This window comes from Haloferax sp. Atlit-109R, assembly GCF_003665865.1.
Lineage (GTDB): Archaea > Halobacteriota > Halobacteria > Halobacteriales > Haloferacaceae > Haloferax > Haloferax volcanii.
Window position 1 is genome coordinate 1,495,422 of sequence record NZ_QPLO01000001.1, and the last position, 16,742, is coordinate 1,512,163.

The following is a 16,742-nucleotide window of genomic DNA, read 5'->3' on the forward strand; positions in this document are numbered from 1 at the left end:
GACGAACGGCAGATTCGAGGCGTCATCCATCGGATTTAAGGACGTATGTAGCGAACCATTCTCCATGTCATCAATCGAGCTCACGTCGAGTCAGAAAACTATCTTGACTGCACTCATCAACCTCTATCGGGACTCCGAAGACGCCGTAAAAGGTGAGGATATCGCGACCGAAGTCAACCGAAACCCCGGCACCATCCGAAACCAGATGCAGAGCCTGAAGGCGCTCCAGTTGGTCGAGGGCGTCCCCGGTCCGAAGGGCGGTTACAAGCCGACCGCGAACGCCTACGAGGCGCTCGACGTGGACAAGATGGACGAGCCCGCGTTCGTCCCCCTGTTCCACAACGACGAGGAAGTCGAAGGCGTCAACGTCGACGAAATCGACCTCTCCAGCGTCCACCACCCCGAGCTGTGCCGCGCCGAGATTCACGTGCAGGGCTCGGTCCGCGAGTTCCACGAGGGCGACAAGATTCGCGTCGGTCCGACGCCCCTCTCGAAGCTCGTCATCGACGGCACGCTCGACGGCAAGGACGACACGAGCAACATCCTCATCCTCCGCATCGACGACATGCAGGCACCCGTCGGCGAACCCCAGCACTAACCACGCTTTACTTTCCGTCTTTTTCCGGGCACTCTCCGCGCACTCCGACCGGCGGGACCGGCGTTCGGACGGCGAAGCGGTCCGTTCGGCTTGGTGATACGGTTCGCGCCACCGATTGACCCCGGCGAACGGCGACGCGACTCGTCAGTACTCGGGGAGTGCGACAGAGCCGGAGAAATCGAAACCGAGTCGACGAGCGTCGGGCGGCGGGTGCCGCGTCACCCGGCGGTCGGGCGCGTGTTCCGAGTTAGAGGTCGTTCCAGGCGGAGAGCGCGCGCTTCGGCGACGTGACGTCTGCAATCCAGTTCGCGGCGATGCCCTTCTTCAGCGTCCGCGCGAGCGGGCCGCCGAAGACGTTGACGGGGAACTCTCCGAAGACGGGGAACTTCACGCCGTGGGCGACGGCGTCGTGGCCGATGGAGATGACCGTCCCCTTGTCGGTGAACGTCCAGCGCTTGAGCGGCTTGCCGGCGATGGCCCGGGCGATGTTCTCGCCGGCCACGTCAGCGGCGTCCCAGGCGGCCTGCGCCGTCGGCGGCGCGACGTTGTCGGGGCCCTGCTCGACGAGGGCGCAGTCACCGACCGCGAAGACGCGGTCGTCGCTGGTCTGGAAGTCCTCCTCAGCGAAGAAGCGATGGGAGCGCTCGTCCTGTTCGAGCTCCACGTCGGACGCCTCGGGCTGGCCGGTGATGCCGCCGGTCCAGACGAGCACGTCGTAGTCGAGTTCCTCGGGCGCTTCGTCCTCGCCGCCGCCGATGAAGACGGTCTCCTCGTCGACCTTCGAGATGAAGTCGCCGGTGAGGATGTCGATGTCGAGGTCTTCGACGCGACGCCGGAGCGCGCCCTGCAGTTCGGGGTCGTTGCCGGGGAAGATTTCGTCCATCCCCTCGACGAGCTTGATGTCGATGGGCGCGCGGTTCGTGTCGCGGTACTCCGCGACCTCGGCGGCGGTCTGGATGCCGGAGAGACCCGCGCCGCCGATGACGACCTGCGCGGGGTCGTCGCGGGAGGCGTCGGCGGCCGCCTCCTTGATGTCCTGGTGAATCTCGCGGGCGTCGTCGAGACCTTTGAGCTGGTGGGCGAACTCTTCGAGACCCTCGATACCGAAGAAGGCGGTCGAAGAGCCGATGGCGACGAGCAGATAGTCGTAGTCGACGGTGTCGCCGCCTTCGAGCTCGACTGCGCGCTCGTCGACGTCCACGTCGGTCGCGCGACCCTTGACGAACTCCGTCGAGTCGTCTTTGATGTCGTCGACCGGGATGGTGATGCTGGACTCGACGCTCGGGTCGCGGATGCAGCGGTGGACCTCGTGGAGGACGAGGTGGTAGTCGTGTTCGGCGACCCACGTGAGTTGCGCGTCCGGACCGAGCTCTTCTTCGAGGGTTGTAACCGCGCCGGCCCCGGCGTACCCCGAGCCGAGAACGACGACCTGCGTGCTCATGTCGTCGGATGCGCAGTCATCCGATAAAGGGGCTTTGAAACCGTCTCCACAGCCGGGGTAATTTTGGCCGCTACGCCCCCAGAGCGTCGAAATACGGATTCGACGGTTGTCGGATTAGTCGAGACTGAGGCCCGCGTGCCAGCGGTCGACGCCCGCCTCACGCTTGACTTCGTCCATCTTCGCGAGGAGGTGGACCGCGAGGCTGGCGGTCTCGGCCGCGCGCGATTCGCCTTCGGTGCGGAACTCGCCGGTGACGCGGTTCGCGTACACCGAGCAGACGGCCCCCGCGCGGAGGCCGTAGACGTTGGCGATGGTCAGGAGCGCCGCGGCCTCCATCTCGATGTTCTTCACGTTCGCCTCGCGGAGTTCCTCGACCAGCGAGTCGGAGCCGGCGGCGCGGAAGCCCTCGAAGCCGGGGCGACCCTGCCCCGCGTAGAAGGAGTCGGCGCTCATCGTGAGGCCGACGTGGTAGTCGTAGCCGAGTCGTTCCGCGGCCGCGACGAGCGCCGAGACGACCTCGTGGTCGGCGACGGCGGGGTAGTCCTCTCGGACGTACTCCTTGGAGGTGCCCTCCTGTCGGACCGCGCCCGAGGTGATGACGAGGTCGCCCACGCCCATCTCGGGCTGAATCGCGCCGCAGGAGCCGACGCGGATGAAGGTGTCCGCGCCGACGCGGGCGAGTTCCTCCACGGCGATGGCAGCCGAGGGACTCCCGATGCCCGTCGAGGTAACCGAAATCGGCGTCCCGTCGTAGCTGCCCGTGGCGGTCCGGTACTCGCGGTGGGAGGCCTTCTCCTCGTGGTCGTCCCACAGCGCCGTCACCTTGTCCACGCGCTCGGGGTTCCCCGGGAGCAACACCGCGTCGGCGAGGTCCGCGGGACCGACTTCGAGGTGGTACTGGACCTCGTCGTTCGGGTCCTCACTGTCGTTCATGGCACTACTCGCGGGCCACCGATGGAAATTCTTGCGTTCTCCGAGGGGTCATCGCGGGCGTCGTCGCGTTTCCCGCCGTCTCGCCCGCGAGACCGCGCCACGCCCGGTCGTCGGCGGGGTCGCCGTCGCGGAACGGCGGCGGGAGGTCGGCTCTCTCGTCAGCCGCAAACAGGTAGCCGAGTCCCGCGCCGACGTACCAGTCGACCAGCGACGGGGCGAGGTCGGCGTCCACGACGAGGTCGCCGCCGGTGTACCACTCCAGCGCCGCGTCGTCGTCGGCGTCGACGCCGGTCCGCCGCCAGCGCACGCCAGATCCGCCGTCGCGGAACGCCGACACCGAGAGCGTCACGTCCGCCATCTCGGGGTTGGAGACGCGTTCGAACGAGAGGTTCGCGGGCGCGACGCCGTCGGCCCCGCCCTCGTAGTACGACAGCGCGTGGTCGATTTCGGCCTCGTGGGTCGCCCGCTCGCCGGGCGAGACGTTCGAGAGGTCGACGTGGACCGCGACGGTTCGCTCGCGGAAGGGCGACTCCCGCTCGGCGGCGTCCGGTTCCGGCAGTCGCGTCGTCTCGACGCGCTCGGACAGCACGGGAAACGCGTCGGCGTCGTCGTGGGTCAGCCCGAGTAGGTGGCCGAACTCGTGTTTCAGAACCATCTGGGTCGTCTCGTCGTCGTAGCCGGCGGCGACGACCACCGTGACCGGCTCCGTCGGCGCGGTCGGGTCGTCGCCGTCCAAGAGGGGCGCACAGCCGACCGCGTCCGCGCCGGCGTCGTCGCCGCAGCCGTCGATTCGCTCGACGACCGAGACGGTCACGTCCGGGTCCGAACTGTTCGGTCTCACGACGAACGCCGGGTCGTAGGCGACCGCCGACGCGTTCGCCCGCCAGTAGTCGACCGCCGATTCGACGAGCGAGGCGTAGTCGCGGCCGTCCGCGGGCGCGTCGACGCCGACGACGACGGGCGCGTGCCCCCACGGGTTGTCGGCGGTGTGTCGGCGGGGCGCGTCTCCGACGCCGACGACCCGGTTCCGCCGACGGCGGCCGAGACGGCTCCGTCGTCGCCGTCGCTCGCGTCGGCCGACGGGGCACCGAGAGCAGCGTCTACGACCGGCGGTGACGGCGATGAGGACGTACACCCCGAGAGTACCACGAGCAGGACGAGCGCGAGCGCGAGCGGGGCGATTCCGCGGTCGGCGGCGGGCGACACGTTACTCGTCGGCGTCGCGCTTCGCCGCGGCGGCTTCCAGCGTGTCCAGCGAGATGGTGTTCGGGAGGAGTTCGCCCAGCGTGTACTCGGCCACGTCGTCGCCGCCGAGGTCGCAGACGACCGGGAGGTCCTCGTCGCAGAACTCCGCGAGCGTCTGGCGGCACATCCCGCAGGGGGTGACGCCGTCGCGCGCCCCCGAGGTGACGACGAGGCGGTCGAACTCGGTGTGACCGTTCTTCACGGCCTCCGCGACGGCGACTTCCTCGGCGTGGAGGCTGTTGGAGTAGTTCGCGTTCTCGATGTTACAGCCGACGTAGACCTCGCCGTCGGCGGTCCTGAGCGCCGCTCCGACGGTGTACTCAGAGTAGGGAACGTAGGCGTTGTCGAGCGCTTCGCGGGCGCGTTCGACGAGTGCTTCGGGCATTGGGCGCTCATTCGCGTGGGGTGGCTTAGTTCGTTCGGCTCCCCGAGACTGTCGCCTCGGCCGGCAGACGCTGGCGGCGGCTCCGCGGGGCACCGCCAATCGCGTCGTCCCGCAAGCGACTATACGGCGCGGCCCTAACGCGGCGTCGTGAACGACACATCCGGCGGACGACGAATCCTGCTCCTCGTCGGCGCGAGCGTCGTAGTCATCTCGGGCATCCTCGGCCTCTTCATCGGTGAGAACGGCGGCCAAGTCGCCGCCGAGATATCGCTGTTCGGCGTCCTCTCGCTGCCGACAAGTCCCCTCGCCTTCAGCCTCTACGGGATGGTGCTCTCGGCCGCTCTCCTCGGGGTGCTGTTCGGACTCGTCGAGTACGCCTCGCGCGTGGAGAACGCGCGGTAAGTCGGCGTCGCTCGCCGCGGACGCGGGGGCGTATCGACCGTGGAACCCCGACCGGAAGGCGGACCGTTTTTGCTCGTCGGGCCCCGACGGACCCGCATGGACGCGCCCTCGTCGACCTCGACCTCGGACGCCTCGGCCGGCGACGCCTCACCCGGCCCGCTCCCGGAAGAGACGGGCGGCAAGAACCGCAAGCGCGCCGCGCTGGCGACCGCGCCGTTCCTCGCGCTCGGACTGGCCGACGTGGTACTCATCCTCCTGCAAGGGCTCGAACCGCTCTGGGGCTTCGCCATCCTCCCGCCGATTCTGTTTTGTAGCGTGCTGACCTGGATCGTCTTCAGCACCGACTTCCTCGACGACCGGACCTGAGTCGGACCCGGCTCAGCGCCGGAGATTCGTCGAGTACTTCGTCGGCGTCTCCTCGTCGTAGCCGAAGTCCTCGGCGGTCAGTTCGGGTTCGGCGTCCCCGGCGCTCGCGGGCGCGGCGGCCTTGAACCGCTCGCGGAGGCGCTCGGGCATCGAAAACGCCTCGCGGTCGAGTCGGAGCGCGATGGCGTCGCCGTCGGCTTCCCTGACCCGGTCGAGTCGCTGCCGCGGCCCCTCGGGGAGGTCCTCGGCGTCGACCGCCTCGAAGCCGAACTGCGCGCAGTAGCCGTGGTCCGAGGTGAAGCCGTAGACGGTGTCGAAGTCTTCGGCGGCGGCGCGGTCGACCAGTCGCTCGACGACGTGCGCGCCGACGCCCTGTCCGCGCCACCGCTCCGAGACGCCGACGCAGGTGAGTTCGCAGAACGGCTCGTCGGTCTTGTGGACCCGGATGCGCCCGAAGCCCGCCTTCTCGCCGGACTCCTCGTCGAGCGCGATGACGTAATCGCGGGACCGGAAGGAGCCGTCGTCGAGTCCGAGTTCGTCCAGCGAGTCGAGCAACCAGACCTCGTCTCGGTTCTTCGCGTCTCGGACGTACATGTCTACTCCTAGCACACCGGCCGACAAAAACGCCTCGGGCCGGGCCGCCGATGGCCGTCGCGTCCGTCGAACCCAACGAAAGAACAGTAAAGATTCATGGTTCCGGTCGCGGTAGCTCGGTTCATGGACGTACCCGACACCGACACCGTGGTGCACGAACCGGACCCGGCGTTCGTCGAGGACGCCAACGTCACCCGCTTCATGCGGGAACACGACATCGAGGACTACGACGAACTCATCGAGCGAACGACGACCGAGGTGCCGGGCGTCGGTGCCTCGGGCGTCGAGTGGTTCTGGGACGAGCTCGTCGACTACCTCGACGTCGAGTTCTACGAGGAGTACGACGCGGTCCGCGACGACTCGGAGGGGCCGCAGTTCTCCCGCTGGTACCCCGGCGGCGAGATAAACGTCGCCCACAACACCCTCGACCGCCACGCCGCGGTCGGTTCCGGGAACCGGAACCGCGTCGCCTGCATCTGGGAGGGCGAAGGCGGCGAGGTCGTCCAGCGGACCTACCACGACCTCTACCGCGAGGCCAACCGCGTCGCCAACGTCCTCGAATCGTACGGCGTCGAGACCGGCGACACCGTCGGGCTCTACATGCCGATGGTCCCCGAGGTCATCTCTATCCTCTACGGCTGTTTCAAGGTCGGCGCGGTAGCCGTCCCCATCTTCTCCGGCTTCGGCGTCGACGCCACCGCGACCCGCCTCGAAGACCCCGAGTGCTCGGTGCTTTTCACCGCCGACGGCTTCTACCGCCGCGGCTCCGAGGTCCGACTGAAACCGACCGCCGACGAGGCCATCGAGGAAGCGGGCTGCGTCGAGAACGTCGTCGTCTACCGGCGGTTCGGCGACGAGAGCGATGAGAGCGACGCCGACGTGCCGTGGACCGAGGGCCGCGACGAGTGGTGGGGCGACACCGTCGGCGCGGCCGACTCCGAGTACGAGACCAAACGCCTGCCGTCGGACGCCGAGTCGATGCTGCTGTACTCCTCGGGAACGACCGGCAAGCCGAAAGGCATCGTCCACACCCACGCGGGCGTCCAGATGCAGACCGCCAAGGAGATTCACTTCGGCTTCGACCAGAAGCCCGAAGACCGCTTCTTCTGGGTCTCCGACATCGGCTGGATGATGGGCCCGTGGACGCTCATCGGGAACCACACCTTCGCCGGCACCATCTTCATGTACGAGGGCGCGCCCGACTACCCGAACCCGGACCGCTTCTGGGAGATGATAGAGCGCCACCGCATCACCACCTTCGGCATCTCGCCGACGGCCATCCGAGCCCTGCGGAAGTACGGCGACGAGGAGGTCGAGAAACACGACCTGTCGAGCCTCCGCCTGCTCGGGTCGACCGGCGAGCCGTGGGACCCCGAGTCGTGGCAGTGGTTCTACGAACACGTCGGCGGCGGCGACGCCCCCATCATCAACATCTCCGGCGGCACCGAAATCTGCGGCTGTTTCCTCATGCCGATGCCGACCCAACCGCTCAAGCCCTGCTCGCTCGGCGGCCCCGGCCTCGGGATGGATATCGACATCGTGGACTCCTCGGGCGAGTCCATCGCCGACAGCCACGAGCGGGGCTTCCTCGTCGCCCGCGACTCCTGCCCGTCGATGACCAAGAGCCTCTGGGAGGGCGACGACCGCTACCTCGACACCTACTGGTCGTCGTGGGACGACCTCTGGGACCACGGCGACTGGGCGCAGAAAGACGAAGACGGCTTTTGGTTCCTCCACGGCCGCGCCGACGACGCGCTCAACGTGGCCGGCCGCAAGGTCGGCCCCGCCGAGGTCGAAGGCGCGCTCATCGAACACGACGCGGTGAACCAAGCCGCCGCGGTCGGCGTCCCCGACGATACCACCGGGACGGCCGTCGTCGCTTACGTCGTCCTGGAAGACGGTATCGACGAGAACGACGACCTCCGCGAGGAGCTTCGGGGCGTCGTCGGCGACGAGTTGGGCAAGCCGTTCCGCCCACGGGAAATCCTGTTCGTCGACGAGTTCCCGAAGACGCAGTCGGGCAAAATCATCCGCCGCGCCATCGCCTCCATCTACGCGGGCGAGGACCTCGGCGACATGAGCAGTATCGAGAATCCCGAGTCGCTCGAAAAGATAGAAAACGCGTCCTGAAGCGGTTTTTCCGCCTTCGTTCAGTCGGACAGCGCCGCGCCGACGCCGTCGTTCCACGCGTCGGCGGTGAAGTCGACCGCGTCGTTCCACGTGGCGACGACCGTCGTCACCGCGAGGTCGCCGGTCACGTTCACCATCGTCCGGATGCGGTCGAGGATTGGGTCGACGCCGGCGACGAGCCCCACGATTTCGAGCGGCAGGCCGAGTTGCGTCAAGACGAGCGTGAGCATGATGAGCCCCGACCCGGGCACGCCGGCGGTGCCGATGCTCGCCAGCACGGCCACCGCGACGACCGCGAACTGGTCGACCAGAGAGAGGTTCACGCCGACGATGTTCGCCGCGAAGATGGCCGCGACGCCCTGGTACATCGCCGTGCCGTCCATGTTGATGGTCGCGCCGAGCGGGAGCGTAAAGCCGTAGATGCGCTCTTCGATGCCGAGGTTCTCGTCCGCGTCGGACATCGTCACCGGGAGCGTCCCGGACGACGACCGGATACTCAGCGCGGTCACCATCGCGTCGCGCGCTCCGGAGAGGAACGCGACCGGCGACCGCCCCGCGACGCCGACGACGAACGTGCCGAGGTAGACGAGCCCGATGTGGACGACGGCCGCGAGGAGCATCGTTCCGATGAGGAGCGCGAACGGGAGAATTGCGTCCACGCCGGCGGTGCCGAAGACGTTGGCCATCAGCGCGAAGACGCCGAGAACGCCGAACTCCATCGCCCCCCAGACGACCTTGTACATCGCTTCTGCGCCCGCGTCGGCGAGGTCGAAGAACGTCTCGATGCCGCGTTTGACCTGCTCGTCGTCGGTCTCTTCCCACGCCAGCGTGAGGCCGAGGCCGAACACGACGACGAAGAAGATGGTCGGCAACACGCCACCGTCGGCCATCGCGCCCACGGGGTTCGTCGGGACGACGTTGAGGACGACTTCGACGGCGTCGGGGGCCTCGGCGCTCTGTGCCTCGGCACCGGCGAGCAGTTCTTCGAGCCCGCGGGAGCCGGGGGAGACGAGGTTGCTCACCCCGAGTCCGATGGCGACCGCAAACGCGGACGTGAGCGCGTACAGCCCCACGACCTGCGCGCCGACGCGACCGAGCGACGACGGCGAGAGCTGCCGGACGCCCATCAGGAGCGTGAACACCACGATGGGGACGATGAGCATCTCCAGCAGTCGGACGAACAGGTCACCGACCGGTTTCAAGGCCGTCGCGGGTTCGCCGACGACGAGGCCGACGAGCGACCCGAGGACGAACGCGACCCCGATTCGGTAGACGATGCCGACCGAACGATACCGGTTCCAGAGAGATACGATGCCAGACTATGACATGTAACGTGTTTGCACTAACGATACAGCCGGACTATAAATATAGCGGTGAAAATCCCGAATTTAACACCGAGGTAGAATTCAATCTCAAATCCGAATTAATAGTTGGAGCGTTCGGTGACGTCTCTCCACCCTACGCGTCGTGGTCACCACACGTCGTCGGGCGCGAGCGCGACCGACTCGGGAACCCCGTTACCGACTGCGAGGGCCGCTTCGACCGCCTCGTCGTCCACGGGAATCCGAACCGTGCCGCCGGCCAAAAGCGGCGCGAGCACGCCGGCGACGACGGTTCCGGGGTGAGAAAGCGACGACCGGACCGCGACCGTGTCGCCCGCTTCGAGGTCGAAGTCAGCGACGACCTCGCGGGCCGCGTCGAGCAGGTCGCCGTGGGTGAACTCGCGGTCGTCAGCGACGAGCGCCGGGTCGGCGGGCGAGACTACTTCCGGGTGGACCGCGGGGTTCTCGCTCCAGACCTCCTGTTCCCAGTGGGTCGTCGCGGGCGAACTCGGCGGGCCGCCGAACACGGCGAGTTTCTGCCCCGGCGGCAGGTCCTCGAATGCTTCCTCGCTGTCGACGGGAACGACGGTCGCCCGCGCCTCCACTGCGGGGTCGAACGCCGTCACCGCGCCGAGTTGGGCCGCCCCGAGGAACGTCAACAGCGGTTCGGGGAGCGGCGCCGGGTCGACCGCGACGCGAGCGCCCTTGCGGACGCCGAGGTAGCGGAGGACGTTCCCGGCCTTGTACGAGGTCGTGATGAGGTCGTGGTACGTGTAGGTCCGGCCGGGGCCGTCGACCCGGAGCGCGAGTCGGTCGCTCCGCCGGTCGCGGGCCATGAGGTCACCGATAACGTCCATGGCCGGTCGTAGGGAGTCGGCGCGAAAAAAGCCCCCGAGGCGTGCTCGCGGTTCGAGAACGCGTGGGGAGTCCGGGCGAGCAGCGCCGAGACGACGCCGGCGCGACGACTCAGGGCGCGCCCGCGATGACGAACGTGCTCTCCTCGGGGCCGTTTCGGAGTTCGCGCGTGTCCTCAGGCGAGACGCGCACGGCGTCGCCGGGTTCGAGGTCGAGTTCCTTGTCCTCGACGACGAGCGTGGCCCCGCCGGAGACGAGGTAGTACACTTCCTCGTGGCCCTGTTCGGCGTGGTCGTGGGGTTTGCCGGACCAGTCGGGGTCGGCCTCCAACACGCTGAAGCCGAGTTCGACGCAGTCGAGTTCGTCTCGCAGGAAGTGGAGCCCGCCGCCGACCGCGTCTACGTCCTCGTAGTTCGCTTTCGTGTAGGACATCGGCCGAACTGACGGCCGCCACACACGAGAGCGTGGCGGTGTCGGAAATCGCTCACAGCGAGTTCTTCAGCTTCTGGAAGAGGCCCTCTTTGACCTCCTCGCCGCCGGCCTCGGCGAACTCTTTGAGCGCCTCGCGCTGCTCGCTGTTGAGGTCCTCGGGCGTGACGACGTGGACCTCGACGTGCAGGTCGCCGTGGCCCCGGCCGTCGAGGTGGGGCATCCCCGCGCCGGAGACGGTGAACGTCGACCCGCTTTGGGTGCCCGCGGGCACCTTCAGTTCCTCCTCGCCGTCGAGGGTCGGCACCTCGACGGTCGCGCCGAAGACGGCCTGCGGGAAGGAGATGGGATGGGTGTACCGGAGGTCGTCGCCGTCGCGCTCGAACTCCTCGTGGTCGCGGACGTTGACCTCGACGAACAGGTCGCCGTTGGGACCGCCGTTCTCGCCGGGTTCGCCCTCGCCGCGGTAGCGGAGGCGCTGGCCGTCGCGGAAGCCGGCGGGGATGGTGATGGTCACGTCGCGAGTGCGACGGACGCGCCCGCTCCCGCGGCACTCCGAACAGTCCTCGCTGTACGTCTCGCCCTCGCCGCCGCAGGCGCGACAGGTCGTCGTCTGCTGGACGCGGCCGAAGGGAGTCTGCTGGACCGTCGTCTGCTGGCCCGAGCCGTTACACTCCGAACAGGTGTTCACGTCGGCGTCCTCGGGATGACCCTCGCCGTCGCACTCGGGACAGATCTCGCGGCGGCGAATCGTCACGTCGCGCTCGACGCCGTGGTAGGCGTCTTCGAGGTCGATTGAGATGCGCTGGGCCACGTCGCGGCCCTGCTGGGGACGGTTGCGCTGTTGGCCGCCCGCGCCGCCGTTGAACAGGTTGTTGAAGATGTCCTCGAAGCCGCCGCCACCGCCGCCCATGCCGCCGAACGGGTTGCCGCCGCCGCCGAAGGGATTGCCCTGTCCGCGGCCGCCGCCACCGCCGCCGCGTTTCTGGGACTGCTGGAAGCGCTCGTGGCCGACTTGGTCGTACATCTGCCGCTTCTCGTCGTCCGTGAGCACCTCCTTGGCCTTCTGGACCTTCTTGAACTTCTCCTCGGCGTCGTCCTCGTCGGAAACGTCGGGGTGGTACTTCGCGGCCTTCTTGCGGTACGCGTTCTTGATTTCGTCTTTCGAGGCGTCCCGCGAGACCCCGAGTACGTCGTAGAAGTCCTCGCTCATCAGTTGCTCTCTTGTAGCCGGTGAAGGTATTTGAAAAGTCCGTCTCTCGTATCGCGGCGAGCGCGAACGGGGTCAAACCGGGGGTTTCGCCCGGATTCGACCGCCGGCGTCGGGTCTCTCTGCGACCCGACCGTCCACCTGTGGTTAGTTGTCCTCGTCGTCCTCGTCGAAGTCCGCGTCGGCGTCGACGAAGTCCTCGGGGTCCGCACCGCCGGGGCCGCCCGCCGCGCCCGCACCAGCGCCAGCGCCGCCGGGACCGCCGGCCTGCGCCTGCGCCTGCTGTTGGTACATGCGCTTGCCGATTTCCTGCAGTTCCTTCGAGAGCTCCTCGGTCACGTCTTCGAGTTCGTCCGTGGAGGCGTCGTCGTCTTCGAGCACCGCTTCCACGTCCTCGACGGCGGCCTCGATGTCGGCGCGGAGTTCGTCGTCGACGTTCTCCTCGTTCTCTTCGAGGAGCGTCTCCGCGCGCTGGACCGCGCCCTCGGCCTCGTTGCGGGCCTCGACGGCGCGGCGGCGCTCTTTGTCCTCTTCGGCGTGCTGTTCGGCCTCCTGTTGCATGCGGTCGATTTCGTCGTCGGAGAGCCCCGCGCCGCCCTCGATGGTGATGGACTCGGCGTTGCCGGAGCCTTTGTCCTCGGCGGAGACGTTGACGATGCCGTTCTCGTCGATGTTGAAGCCGACTTCGATCTGCGGCGTGCCCGCGGGGGCCGGCGGGATGCCGGAGAGCGTGAACTCGCCGAGGAGTTCGTTGTCCTCGGCCATCTCGCGTTCGCCCTGGAAGACGCGGACCTGCACCGTGGTCTGGTTGTCGGCCGCGGTGGTGAATATCTTCGACTCCTCGGTCGGAATCGTCGTGTTCTTCTCGATGAGGCGCTCGAACAGGCCGCCTTTGACCTCGATACCGAGCGACAGCGGCGTCACGTCGAGGAGGACGATGTCGTCGACCTCGCCGCCGAGGACGCCGCCCTGGATGGCCGCGCCGAGCGCGACGGCCTCGTCGGGGTTGACGGACTTCTTCGGCTCGGAGCCGAGCAGTTCTTCGACCTTGTCGCGGACCTGCGGCATCCGGGTGGAGCCGCCGACGAGGATGACGTCGTCGATGTCGCCTTTGTCGTAGCCGGCGTCTTCGAGCGCCTGCTCGGTCGGCTCGACCGTGCGGTCGATGAGGTCAGCGGTGAGCGACTCGAACTTCGCGCGGGTCAGGTCGTATTCGAGGTGGACCGGTCCGGAGTCCGTCGCCGTGATAAAGGGGAGGTTGATGGTCGTCTCCTTGCGCGAGGAGAGTTCGATTTTGGCTTCCTCGGCCGCGTCCTTGAGACGCTGGAGCGCCTGTCGGTCCTCGCGGAGGTCGATGCCGTGGTCGTTTTCGAACTCGGTGGCGAGCCACTCGATGATGGCTTCGTCCCAGTCGTCGCCGCCGAGGTCGTTGTCCCCGTTGGTGGCGACCACTTCGTAGACGCCGCCGCCGAGGTCGAGGACGGACACGTCGAAGGTGCCGCCGCCGAGGTCGTAGACGAGCACGGTCTGGTTCGACTCGTCGTCGAGGCCGTAGGCCATCGACGCGGCGGTCGGCTCGTTGACGATGCGCTCGACGTCGAGACCCGCGATTTCGCCGGCGTCCTTCGTCGCCTGCCGCTGTTTGTCGTTGAAGTACGCGGGGACGGTGATGACGGCCTTCTGGAGTTCGTCGCCGAGGTAGTCCTCGGCGTCGCGCTTGATTTTCTGGAGAATCATCGCCGAAATCTGCTCCGGCGTGTACTCCTCACCCTCGATATCGACGGTGTAGCCGTCCTCACCCATGTGGCGCTTGATGGACCGAATCGTGCGCTCCGGGTTCTGGATGGCCTGGTTCTTCGCCGGCTTGCCGACCAACCGCTCACCGTCGTCGGTGAACGCGACGACGGAGGGGGTGGTTCGGTCGCCTTCTGCGTTCACGATAATCTCCGGGTCGCCGCCCTCCATCACCGCGAACGCGCTGTTCGTGGTGCCGAGGTCGATACCCAGAATCTTGTTGCTCGCCATCTTGCCCGCAAATACCGTCTTTTGCCGGTTAAAGGTTACTAGATACTGCGACACACGGCGTGCACCGAGGTCGACGCCGTCTTGCGATTTTCTATTCTCGCGTCGAAAGAGGTCGGTCGATTTATGTAGAACCGCCGACCGCGTCGCGGCGACGCTCCGAGCGTGGTCGCCCGGCGGCGACCCGGCACCCGACCGACCGTGCGACCTCGTTGCTCGTCAGTCCGTCGGCTGCGGGCGTTCGGTTCCGTCGGCCGAGTCGGCCGCGTCAGCGCCGTTCGCCCGGAGCGACGACGCGTCGGCCCCGTCAAGGGCGTCGAGCACCGTGGAAAGCGTCCGTTCGCGGCCCTCGCTGGCGAAGAACTCGTGACCGCCGTCGTACGGGACGAGGTTCGACGCCGGCGTCCGGTCGCCGATTGCGCGAACGTCCACGACCCGGTCCGAAAGCGAGGCGAACACCACGTCGTCGGGGCGGAACGGCGGCAGCGACGCCTGCGCGCCGCGAATCATGCGGAGAAAGGCGGGCGAGGCGTTAGCCGGGACGTCGGCCAGTTCGGCGGCGAGTTTCAGTTCGCCGAGGTCCTCGCGGGAGATGCCGGACGGGACGATAGGTTTGGTCGTCGGCAGCCGACTGACGAGGGGAAACAGGAGGGCGGCGAGCCCCGAGACGGCCGTTCCCCACCACGGGCTCAGAAAGACGTTCCGAACCGCGAGGTCGAGGTGGGCGGCGACGAGGCCGCCGGTGCTGTGGCTGAGCACGAGGTCGATGTCGCGGTCGACCGCGTACGCCCGCACCGGACTCACGTACTGGCGCTCGAACTCCCAGCCGTTCGTCGGCAGTTCGACGGCGTGGACGTGGTAGCCCTCGTAGGTGAGGCGGTCGAGGAGCCACTCGACGCTCCGGTGACCCGGCTCGTTGCCCCACCCGAGGACGAAAAGCAGGTCGTCGTCGCCGGGGTCGCCGTGTTGGGTGACGCGCACGGTCGGCCGCCGCCGACGGGAACGAAGTCGCATGGCGTAGTGATAGCGAGGTGAGAACAAAAGTCCTCGCCGGGTCGGGGAGGCGAGACCGCTCCCGGCGACGGCGAGCGCCCGGTCGACGGCGCGCTATTCGCCCTTACTGACCGTGATTTGCGCGGCGCGGATGACCTTGTCGGCCATCTCGTAGCCGGGCTGGAACACGTCGGCGACGGTGTCCGCCGGCTGATCGCTGTCGACGCGCATCATCACTTCGTGGCGGTTCGGGTCCACGTCGGTCCCCGGTTCGGGGTCGATGATTTCGACGTTCTCGTCTTCGAGGATGCGGTCGAACTCCTTGAGCGTCGATTCGAGGCCGCCGCGGATGTCGGCGTCCTCGTCCTGGTCGAGCGCGCGAACGAGGTTGTCGCGGACGGTGACGACGCGCTCGACGAAGTCCTCGGTGGCGCGGTCTTTGATTTGGGACTGCCGCTTCTTCGCGCGCTTCTTGTAGTTCTGGAAGTCGGCCTGCGTCCGCTTGAGACGCGACTGGAGTTCCTCGGCCGTCGCTTCCGCCTCGTCGCGCTCGGCTTCGAGGTCGTCGACGCGGGCTTCGAGCGCCGCGACCTCGGCCGCGAGGTCGTCGTCGTACTCGGCGACGCGGTCAGCGACGGTCGGCCCGTCGCCCGTCGCGCCGGATTCCTCGGCCGCCGACTCGGCGCTCGACGCCTCGCCGTCGGCGTCCGTCGCCGCGTCTTCGGCCGTCTGCGCCGCTGCGTCGGATGCCGCGTCAGTCTCGGCGTCTGCGTTCGCGTCCGTGACCGACTCGGCAGGGTCGTCGCTCATGGGCGGGAGAAGTGTCCGACGCGGCTTAAACGTGTAGACTGCGGGTCGGCCGAAACGCTTCTCAGGGCGGAACCGTCGCGCGGGCCGAGACTCCCCGCGACCGACGGCCAGCGCCGTCCACTCCGCTTACTGGTACATCCCGAGCGGTCGCGCCTGCGTGCTCTCCTCGTCGGACTGCTGCATCCGCCGGGCCAACTGCTCTTTGGCCTGCCGTATCTCGGTGGCGCTGTTCACGAGGTCGTCCACGGGCACCTCGATACCGACGAGCGGTTCGATGCCGTGTTTGATGACGACGCGGGCCGCCTCGGGGTCGGGGAACTGCGGGTCCGACTCGACGACCAACGCGAGCGCCGGCCGGCCGACCGAGACGGCGTTGCTCAGGAGCGCGCCCGTCGGCCCCGAGACGAGGCCGGTCTCCGTCGGACTGTCGATATCGGCGGCTTCGAGCCGCGACGCCGCGCCGTCGGTGCCGACGCCGTAGAGCGCGGGCACGTCCTCGGACTTCTCGCGGGCGATGCCCGAGAGGAACACGGGGAGCACGTCGAGTTCCTCGAACCACGGGCCGAGGCAGGTGGCGAGTTCGGTCGCCGCCTCGGGCCGGATGGGGATGTCGCTCTGGAGGACGAGCAGGTCCCGCTCCGCGTCGGCGTAGAGCCTGACCGGCGGGTGCAACGCCGGGTCGTCCTTCATGTAGACCGCGACCTTCGGGACGCCCTCGCAGAACACGTCGGCGTAGTGGGTCATGTCGAACTCCGAGACCAGGTGGTCGGCCGCGATTTTGCCGACCAACCCCACGCCCGGCAGCCCTTCGACCAGCGTCGGCGACTCCAGTTCGTCGGTGAGTTCCTCCGCGAGGACGCGAATGCGTGCCATACGTGAACATGGTCGCCGGGGCGAGGTAAATCCGACGGGCGACTGTGCGGTCATCGCCTGCCGGCCTCGCCCCGGCGCGACTGCTTCGGCCGGTGGCGTCTCCCGGCGACGGCGCCTGCGACCCCGCCGGCGAC

Annotated in this window: 17 protein-coding genes; 4 read left to right on the top strand and 13 right to left on the bottom strand. The window is 68.1% G+C overall.

The genetic code is table 11. The features are described 5' to 3' along the window. Nucleotides 1–64: 64 nt before the first annotated feature. Nucleotides 65–598 carry an Rrf2 family transcriptional regulator gene (locus tag DVK03_RS07820; protein WP_004063234.1) on the top strand — a complete coding sequence of 178 codons (534 nt, stop codon included), beginning with the start codon at nucleotides 65–67 and terminating at the stop codon, nucleotides 596–598. Nucleotides 599–845: 247 nt separating this feature from the next. Here the strand turns inward: DVK03_RS07820 and DVK03_RS07825 are convergent, their stop codons facing one another. The 4 genes from DVK03_RS07825 to cdd form a co-directional block, all read right to left on the bottom strand. Next, nucleotides 846–2,039, bottom strand: coding sequence for an NAD(P)/FAD-dependent oxidoreductase (locus DVK03_RS07825; RefSeq protein ID WP_004063232.1), 1,194 nt, complete (start codon nucleotides 2,037–2,039; stop codon nucleotides 846–848). Between the two features lie 114 nt (nucleotides 2,040–2,153). Beyond that, on the bottom strand, nucleotides 2,154–2,972 hold the full coding sequence (locus DVK03_RS07830; protein WP_115802628.1) for a nucleoside phosphorylase: 819 nt from the start codon (nucleotides 2,970–2,972) through the stop codon (nucleotides 2,154–2,156). A 4-nt stretch (nucleotides 2,973–2,976) separates the two neighbouring features. After that, the gene (locus DVK03_RS07835; protein ID WP_233521756.1) at nucleotides 2,977–4,107 is read right to left on the bottom strand and encodes a hypothetical protein; all 1,131 of its coding nucleotides are present in this window, start codon (nucleotides 4,105–4,107) and stop codon (nucleotides 2,977–2,979) included. A 72-nt stretch (nucleotides 4,108–4,179) separates the two neighbouring features. After that, nucleotides 4,180–4,602, bottom strand: a complete 423-nt coding sequence (gene cdd / locus DVK03_RS07840) for a cytidine deaminase (protein ID WP_004041462.1) — start codon at nucleotides 4,600–4,602, stop codon at nucleotides 4,180–4,182. Nucleotides 4,603–4,749: 147 nt separating this feature from the next. On the opposite strand from cdd, the gene DVK03_RS07845 reads away from it, so the two are divergent. Continuing rightward, on the top strand, nucleotides 4,750–5,004 hold the full coding sequence (locus DVK03_RS07845; protein ID WP_004041464.1) for a hypothetical protein: 255 nt from the start codon (nucleotides 4,750–4,752) through the stop codon (nucleotides 5,002–5,004). 96 nt (nucleotides 5,005–5,100) lie between these two features. Then, entirely contained in the window at nucleotides 5,101–5,370 is a 270-nt protein-coding gene (locus DVK03_RS07850) for a hypothetical protein (RefSeq protein ID WP_004063229.1), read from the top strand. A gap of 12 nt (nucleotides 5,371–5,382) precedes the next feature. Here DVK03_RS07850 and DVK03_RS07855 read toward each other — a convergent pair whose 3' ends face one another. Then, nucleotides 5,383–5,964 (bottom strand): GNAT family N-acetyltransferase, encoded by a 582-nt coding sequence (locus DVK03_RS07855; protein ID WP_004041468.1) that lies wholly within the window; start codon nucleotides 5,962–5,964, stop codon nucleotides 5,383–5,385. A gap of 123 nt (nucleotides 5,965–6,087) precedes the next feature. On the opposite strand from DVK03_RS07855, the gene DVK03_RS07860 reads away from it, so the two are divergent. Then, nucleotides 6,088–8,094 (top strand): AMP-binding protein, encoded by a 2,007-nt coding sequence (locus tag DVK03_RS07860; protein WP_115802629.1) that lies wholly within the window; start codon nucleotides 6,088–6,090, stop codon nucleotides 8,092–8,094. Between the two features lie 20 nt (nucleotides 8,095–8,114). Here the strand turns inward: DVK03_RS07860 and DVK03_RS07865 are convergent, their stop codons facing one another. The 8 genes from DVK03_RS07865 to DVK03_RS07900 all read right to left on the bottom strand — a co-directional run bounded on the left by DVK03_RS07865 (nucleotide 8,115) and on the right by DVK03_RS07900 (nucleotide 16,608). Then, nucleotides 8,115–9,407, bottom strand: coding sequence for a dicarboxylate/amino acid:cation symporter (locus tag DVK03_RS07865; RefSeq protein ID WP_115802630.1), 1,293 nt, complete (start codon nucleotides 9,405–9,407; stop codon nucleotides 8,115–8,117). A 158-nt stretch (nucleotides 9,408–9,565) separates the two neighbouring features. After that, complete coding sequence (locus tag DVK03_RS07870) at nucleotides 9,566–10,273, bottom strand: AMP-binding protein (RefSeq protein ID WP_115802631.1); 708 nt, start codon at nucleotides 10,271–10,273, stop codon at nucleotides 9,566–9,568. A 109-nt stretch (nucleotides 10,274–10,382) separates the two neighbouring features. After that, nucleotides 10,383–10,703 carry a cupin domain-containing protein gene (locus DVK03_RS07875; RefSeq protein ID WP_007273624.1) on the bottom strand — a complete coding sequence of 107 codons (321 nt, stop codon included), beginning with the start codon at nucleotides 10,701–10,703 and terminating at the stop codon, nucleotides 10,383–10,385. A 52-nt stretch (nucleotides 10,704–10,755) separates the two neighbouring features. Beyond that, the gene (dnaJ, locus tag DVK03_RS07880) at nucleotides 10,756–11,913 is read right to left on the bottom strand and encodes a molecular chaperone DnaJ (protein WP_115802632.1); all 1,158 of its coding nucleotides are present in this window, start codon (nucleotides 11,911–11,913) and stop codon (nucleotides 10,756–10,758) included. A 144-nt stretch (nucleotides 11,914–12,057) separates the two neighbouring features. Next, the gene (gene dnaK, locus DVK03_RS07885) at nucleotides 12,058–13,935 is read right to left on the bottom strand and encodes a molecular chaperone DnaK (RefSeq protein ID WP_115802633.1); all 1,878 of its coding nucleotides are present in this window, start codon (nucleotides 13,933–13,935) and stop codon (nucleotides 12,058–12,060) included. A gap of 216 nt (nucleotides 13,936–14,151) precedes the next feature. Next, nucleotides 14,152–14,913 carry an alpha/beta hydrolase gene (locus DVK03_RS07890; protein ID WP_188148666.1) on the bottom strand — a complete coding sequence of 254 codons (762 nt, stop codon included), beginning with the start codon at nucleotides 14,911–14,913 and terminating at the stop codon, nucleotides 14,152–14,154. Between the two features lie 126 nt (nucleotides 14,914–15,039). Beyond that, nucleotides 15,040–15,735, bottom strand: coding sequence for a nucleotide exchange factor GrpE (locus DVK03_RS07895; protein WP_004041484.1), 696 nt, complete (start codon nucleotides 15,733–15,735; stop codon nucleotides 15,040–15,042). Between the two features lie 126 nt (nucleotides 15,736–15,861). Further along, nucleotides 15,862–16,608 carry a proteasome assembly chaperone family protein gene (locus DVK03_RS07900; RefSeq protein WP_115802635.1) on the bottom strand — a complete coding sequence of 249 codons (747 nt, stop codon included), beginning with the start codon at nucleotides 16,606–16,608 and terminating at the stop codon, nucleotides 15,862–15,864. Between the last annotated feature and the right edge of the window lie 134 nt (nucleotides 16,609–16,742).

What these genes read in the sequence shown, in the direction of transcription:
- DVK03_RS07820 (WP_004063234.1), top strand. Translation starts at nt 65, where the DNA reads ATGTCATCAATCGAGCTCACGTCGAGTCAGAAAACTATCTTGACTGCA.
- DVK03_RS07825 (WP_004063232.1), bottom strand. Translation starts at nt 2,039, where the DNA reads ATGAGCACGCAGGTCGTCGTTCTCGGCTCGGGGTACGCCGGGGCCGGC.
- DVK03_RS07830 (WP_115802628.1), bottom strand. Translation starts at nt 2,972, where the DNA reads ATGAACGACAGTGAGGACCCGAACGACGAGGTCCAGTACCACCTCGAA.
- cdd (WP_004041462.1), bottom strand. Translation starts at nt 4,602, where the DNA reads ATGCCCGAAGCACTCGTCGAACGCGCCCGCGAAGCGCTCGACAACGCC.
- DVK03_RS07850 (WP_004063229.1), top strand. Translation starts at nt 5,101, where the DNA reads ATGGACGCGCCCTCGTCGACCTCGACCTCGGACGCCTCGGCCGGCGAC.
- DVK03_RS07855 (WP_004041468.1), bottom strand. Translation starts at nt 5,964, where the DNA reads ATGTACGTCCGAGACGCGAAGAACCGAGACGAGGTCTGGTTGCTCGAC.
- DVK03_RS07860 (WP_115802629.1), top strand. Translation starts at nt 6,088, where the DNA reads ATGGACGTACCCGACACCGACACCGTGGTGCACGAACCGGACCCGGCG.
- DVK03_RS07870 (WP_115802631.1), bottom strand. Translation starts at nt 10,273, where the DNA reads ATGGACGTTATCGGTGACCTCATGGCCCGCGACCGGCGGAGCGACCGA.
- DVK03_RS07875 (WP_007273624.1), bottom strand. Translation starts at nt 10,703, where the DNA reads ATGTCCTACACGAAAGCGAACTACGAGGACGTAGACGCGGTCGGCGGC.
- dnaJ (WP_115802632.1), bottom strand. Translation starts at nt 11,913, where the DNA reads ATGAGCGAGGACTTCTACGACGTACTCGGGGTCTCGCGGGACGCCTCG.
- dnaK (WP_115802633.1), bottom strand. Translation starts at nt 13,935, where the DNA reads ATGGCGAGCAACAAGATTCTGGGTATCGACCTCGGCACCACGAACAGC.
- DVK03_RS07895 (WP_004041484.1), bottom strand. Translation starts at nt 15,735, where the DNA reads ATGAGCGACGACCCTGCCGAGTCGGTCACGGACGCGAACGCAGACGCC.
- DVK03_RS07900 (WP_115802635.1), bottom strand. Translation starts at nt 16,608, where the DNA reads ATGGCACGCATTCGCGTCCTCGCGGAGGAACTCACCGACGAACTGGAG.